The organism is Streptomyces sp. WG5 (assembly GCF_049974565.1).
Classification (GTDB): domain Bacteria; phylum Actinomycetota; class Actinomycetes; order Streptomycetales; family Streptomycetaceae; genus Streptomyces.
On the sequence record NZ_JBNGGC010000078.1, the window covers coordinates 1 to 5,457 of the forward strand.

The following is a 5,457-nucleotide window of genomic DNA, read 5'->3' on the forward strand; positions in this document are numbered from 1 at the left end:
TCGGCGACGACCCGCCACAGCGCCTCCGGCGAGTCCACCCCACCGGGGAAACGGCACCCCATACCGACGATCACGATCGGATCGTTGGCGCCCGACTCCAGTTCACGGACCCGCTGACGGGACTGGTGGAGGTCGACGGTGAGGCGCTTGAGGTATTCGACGAGCTTGTCGTTGTCCGGTGTTGCCATGGTGATGATGCCCCCGTAGGCGTCGTGAGGCTGTGCGTGTGCGGCCCGGGGCACGACTGCCCGTGAGACGTGCCCGAGCGTGCCGCATGCGCGAACAGGATGATCAGGGTGAGGGTCAGGGGGATGCGGACGTGCGGTCAGAGTTCGGAGTCGATGAACGCGAGGAGTTCGTCGACCGACGCCGACTCGACCCGTGAGGTCAGATCGTTGTCGTCGGTACCGGTCCGTTGAGCCGGCACACGGGCCACCAGTGTCTGGAGTCGTTGGACGATTTCGGCTCTGACCTCGTCCTGGGTGTCATCCGGCAGCTCGGCCAGGGCCGTCTCCAGCCGGTCGAGTTCGACCAGACCCGGTACGGTCCGCGCATCGGCGGGTCCCGCGGACTCCGCGACGGCCGGTGCCAGCTCGGTGTGCAGATGGGCCACGACCGCCAGTGGGGTCGGGCAGTTGAAGAGGAGGGTGGCGGGGAGCCGCAGATCGACGCTGGTCTGCAGCCTGTTGCGTAGTTCCACGAGAGTGAGCGAGTCGTAGCCCATGTCCTTGAAAGGCCGGTCGGCGGGAATGCCGGCCGCCGAGGACCTGCCGAGTACGACCGCGGTCTGCACGCGGACCAGATCCAGCAGCAGTTCCTTCTGCTCGTCCGCGCCCAGTGCGGCGAGCCGGTCACGCAAGGTCTCGGTCGTCGAGTCCGCGGCCGTGGCCGGCGCCTGCTCCGGTCGCGGCGCGGCCGGAGCCAGGTCCTGGAGCACGGTGGGCACGTGAGGCCCCAACGCGCCGAGCGCGGCACGGTCGAAGGGCGCGGGCACGAGCATGGCGGCGTCCGTGCGCAACGCCGCGTCGAGCAGGGCCAGGCCCTCCGCCCGGTCGATGGGGGAGAGGCCGGTCCTGGCGATCCGTCCCTGGTCGGCGCTGGACAGGGAGCCCGCCATTCCGGCGGCGCCCGGTCCTCCCGCGGTGCCCGCCCACATCCCCCAGGCCAGGGAGAGCGCGGGGAGGCGTCGCGCCTTGCGATGCTGGGCCAGAGCGTCCAGATAGGCGTTGGCGGCGGCGTAGTTGCCCTGACCGGCGCCACCGATGACACCCATGACGGAGGAGAAGAGGACGAAGGCCGCGAGGTCCTGGTCCGCGGTGAGCTCGTGCAGGTTACGGGCCGCGGTGGCCTTGGCGGCGAGCACCGTGTCGAGGCGTTCGGGGGTGAGCGCGGTGATGACGCCGTCGTCGAGCACCCCTGCGGCATGGACGACGGCGGTGAGCCGCACGTCGGTCAGCAGCCGTGCGAGCGCGTCGCGGTCGGCGGTGTCGCAGGCGGCGAGGGAGACCTCGGCGCCCGACCGGGTGAGCTCCGCCGCCAGTTCCGTGGCGCCCGGCGCGTCGGGGCCGCGACGGCTGACCAGCAGCAGACGGCGGGCCCCGTGCTCGGCGACCAGGTGCCGTGCGACCAGTCCGCCGAGGGCACCGGTGGCGCCGGTGACCAGGACCGTACCGTCCGGGTCGAGGGCGGCGGGCAGGGTGAGCACGACCTTGCCGATGTGCCGGGCCTGGCTGACGTGGCGGAAGGCCTCCGGTGCCCGGCGGACGTCCCAGGTGCTGAGCGGCAGCGGGGTCAGCGCTCCCGTGGACAGCAGCCGCAGGACAGCCGTGAGCAGTTCGGTGATCCGCTCGGCCGGCTCCTGGAGCAGGTCGAAGAAGTGGTAGTCCACTCCGGGGTGGTCCGCCGCGACCTGCTCGGGGGCGCGCAGATCGGTCTTGCCCATCTCCACGAAGCGACCCCCGCGCGGCAGCAGCCTCAGGGAGGCGTCCACGAACTCACCGGAGAGGGAGTTCAGCACCACGTCCATGCCGCGGCCTTCGGTGGCCGCGCCGAACGCGGTCTCGAAGTCCAGGGTGCGCGACGACGCCAGGTTCGCCCCGCCCAGGCCGTGGGCACGCAGAGCGTCCCATTTGCCGGGTCCCGCCGTTCCGTAGACGTCCGCCCCCAGATGCCGCGCCAGCTGGACGGCGGCCATACCGACGCCGCCCGCGGCGGCGTGGATCAGGACACGCTCGCCCGCGCTCAGGCCGGCGAGGCCGACCAGGGCGTGGTAGGCGGTCAGGAACACGATGGGCGCGGACGCCGCCTGAGCGTACGTCCAGTCGTCGGGGATGGCGGCGACCCGTCGCTGGTCGGCGACGGCCACCGGGCCGAACGCCCCGGAGAACAGGCCCATGACGCGGTCGCCGACGCCGAGACCGGTGACGCCGGGACCCACCTCGGTGACCACACCGGCCCCTTCGAGGCCGAGCAGACCGGGGTCGCCGGGGTAGAGACCGAGGGTGTTCAGTACGTCACGGAAATTGACGCCCGCGGCGCGCACCGCGATGCGTATCTCGCCGTCGGCCAGCGGGGCCAGGGCTTCCGGGCAGGGTTCGAGCGCCAGGTGGTCCAGGGTGCCGCGGTCGCGCACCGTCAGCCGCCAGGCGGCCACCCCGGCAGGGGGGACCAGGGCACCGTCGGCCGTCGCCCGGCCGAGCCGGGGCACCAGTGACGCCCCGTCCCGTACCGCGAGCTGCGGCTCCGTGCCGATCAGCGGCAGCGCGCCACGGCAGTCGGCCGCCGACTCCACGTCCAGCAGACCGATCCGCCCGGGGTTCTCGGTCTGCGCCGAGCGTGCCAGACCCCATACGGCCGCGCCGTCGGGATCCACGTCGGCGTCCGGTGCCGTGGCCACGGCTGCCCGCGTGACGAGCACCAGCCGGGAGTCGGCGAGCCGGTCGTCGGCCAGCCACGCCTGGAGCAGAGCGAGCGCGCGGTGCACGGTGGGCCGGGGGCCGGCCGTCGCACCGTCCGCGGGGTCCGCGAGCGGCGCGAAGACCACCGCCGGGGCGGGAAGTCCCGCGTCGAGTGCGTGACCCAGGGCCGTGAGGTCGGCGTACCGAGGGCCGACGTCCAGGTCGGCGGAGCCGAGGACGGCGGCCGACGGGGACGGTTCCCGGTCCGCCGTGACCGGTTTCCAGACCAGGTGGTGGAGGGACCGCGGGACGGCCACGTCGTCGCTCACCGGGCGCAGCACCAGCTCCTCGACCTCGGCGATCACCGCCCGGGACTCGTCCAGCAGCGTCAACGACACCGCGTCCGGGCCGGTGGTGGTGATCCGGGCACGGGCGGTACGGGCGCCGGGCCGGTGGACGGTCACGCCGCGCCAGGAGAAGGGCAGCAGGCGGCGGCCGCCGTCGTCCAGCGCGGCCATGACGATCGGGTGCAGGGCCGCGTCGAGCAGCGCCGGGTGCAGCCCGTAGGACGCGGCGTCGGTGACGGACGGCGGCAGAGCGACCTCGGCGTGCAGGTCCGCGCCGTGCCGCCACCTGGCACGCAGGCCCCGGAAGGCCGGGCCGTAGGCGTAGCCCGCGGCGGCCAGTTCGTCGTAGCAGCCGTCCATGGGGAGGGCCTCGGCCTCGGTGGCGGGCCGGCCCGCGGCGGTCGTGGAGGCTGTGCCGTGCGGGGCGAGGGCGCCGGTGGCGTGCAGGGTCCATGGCTCGGTGGTGCCGTCCGGCGTCTCGGCGCGGGCGTGCACGGTCAGCGTGCGCCGACCGTCGTCGCCGGGTGCGGCCACGACGACCTGCACCTCGGTGCGGCCCTCCTCGGGGAGCGCCAGGGGGGCGACCAGGGTGAGTTCGGCGACGTGTGGAGTACCGGTCTGCGAGCCCGCGCGGGCGGCGAGTTCGAGGAAGGCGGTGCCGGGCAGCAGGACGGAGCCGAGGACGGCGTGGTCGGCGAGCCAGGGGTGGTTGCGGCGGCTGAGCCGGGCGGTCAGCGCGACCTGTCCGGATTCGGCGAGTTCGACGGCGGGGCCGAGCAGCGGGTGGCCGGCCGGTCCTTCGGTGCCGTGCGCGGTCAGCCAGTAGCGCTCCCGCTGGAAGGCGTACGTGGGCAGCCCGGGCGTCCGCCCCGGGCCGAACACGGCGTGCCAGTCCGGGCTTCGGCCGCGGACGTGCAGGGCGCCGAGTGCGCCGGCCAGGGTACGGCGCTCGGGCCGGCCGCGGCGCAGCACCGGGACGAACGCCAGTGCGTCGTCGTCCAGGCAGTCCCGGCCCAGTGCCGACAGCACACCGTCCGGGCCGAGTTCGAGGAAGGTACGGATCCCGAGGTCGTGGAGTGCGGCCAGACCGTCGGACATCCGTACTTCCCGGCGCACTTGCCGGACCCAGTAGTCGGCGGTGACGTCGACCGGCCGGCCGGTGACGGTGGACACCATGGCGATGCGCGGCTCCGCGTACCGGATCTCCGCGGTGACGGCGGCGAACGCGTCGAGCATCCCGTCCATGCGGTGCGAGTGGAAGGCGTGGCTGACGACGAGTCGGCGCGTCTTGCGGCCGGCGGTGGCGAACGTGGCGGCGACCTGCTCGACGGCTTCGACGTCGCCGGAGACCACGACGGCCGAGGGGCCGTTGACGGCGGCGATGCTCACCTCGTGCTCGCGGCCTTCCAGCAGCGCGCGGACCTCGTCCTGCGACGCCTGGACGGCCGTCATCGCGCCGCCGGGCGGCAGCGCCTGCATGAGCCGACCGCGGGCGGTGACCAGGGCACAGGCGTCGGGCAGGGTGAGGATCCCGGCGACGTGTGCGGCGGCGAACTCGCCGATGGAGTGGCCGAGTACGGCGTCCGGCGCCAGGCCCCGGTGCTCCAGCAGGCGGAACAGCGCCACCTGGAGGGCGAAGAGGGCGCTCTGCGTGTTCTCGGTCCGGTCGAGGGCCTCGGCGTCGTGGAACATCACCTCCCGGATCGGCGGTGTGCCGGGCACGGAGCCGCGGCAGGCGTCGAGTTCGCCGCACACCGCGTCGAGGGCGGCGGCGAAGACCGGCTCGTGCTCGTACAGCTCACGTCCCATGCCGACGCGTTGGCTGCCCTGCCCGGTGAAGAGGTAGGCGAGGCCGTCGTCGGGGCGTGCCGTGCCGAGAGCCAGGGCGGGGTGCGGTTCGCCGCGGCCGAGCGCGGCCAGCGCCGCGACGGCCTCGGCGCGGTCCTCGGCGGTGACGGCCGCGCGGTGCTCCAGGGCGGTACGGGTGGTGGCCAGGGCGCGGCCGAGGTCACGGGCGGACACGTCATCGAGCGGGTCCAGCGCGTCGACGAGTGCCGTGGCCTGGGCGCGCAGCGCCGGTGCGGTACGGCCGGACAGCACCCACAAGGGGGTGGACGCGTCGTCCCTCGGTCCGGCTCCGGACGTGGTGGGTGGGGTGGGGGGTTCGGCGAGGATGATGTGGGCGTTGGTGCCGCTGATGCCGAAGGAGGAGA

Annotated in this window: 2 protein-coding genes; both read right to left on the reverse strand. The window is 74.1% G+C overall.

Going from position 1 to position 5,457, the window contains the following annotated elements; genetic code table 11:
* Positions 1–188 (reverse strand): polyketide synthase docking domain-containing protein (locus ACP4IX_RS35800; protein WP_426558766.1); only part of this gene is annotated, 188 nt, incomplete at its 3' end.
* A 137-nt stretch (positions 189–325) separates the two neighbouring features.
* The coding region (locus ACP4IX_RS35805; protein ID WP_426558768.1) for an SDR family NAD(P)-dependent oxidoreductase at positions 326–5,457 on the reverse strand (5,132 nt) is incomplete at its 5' end.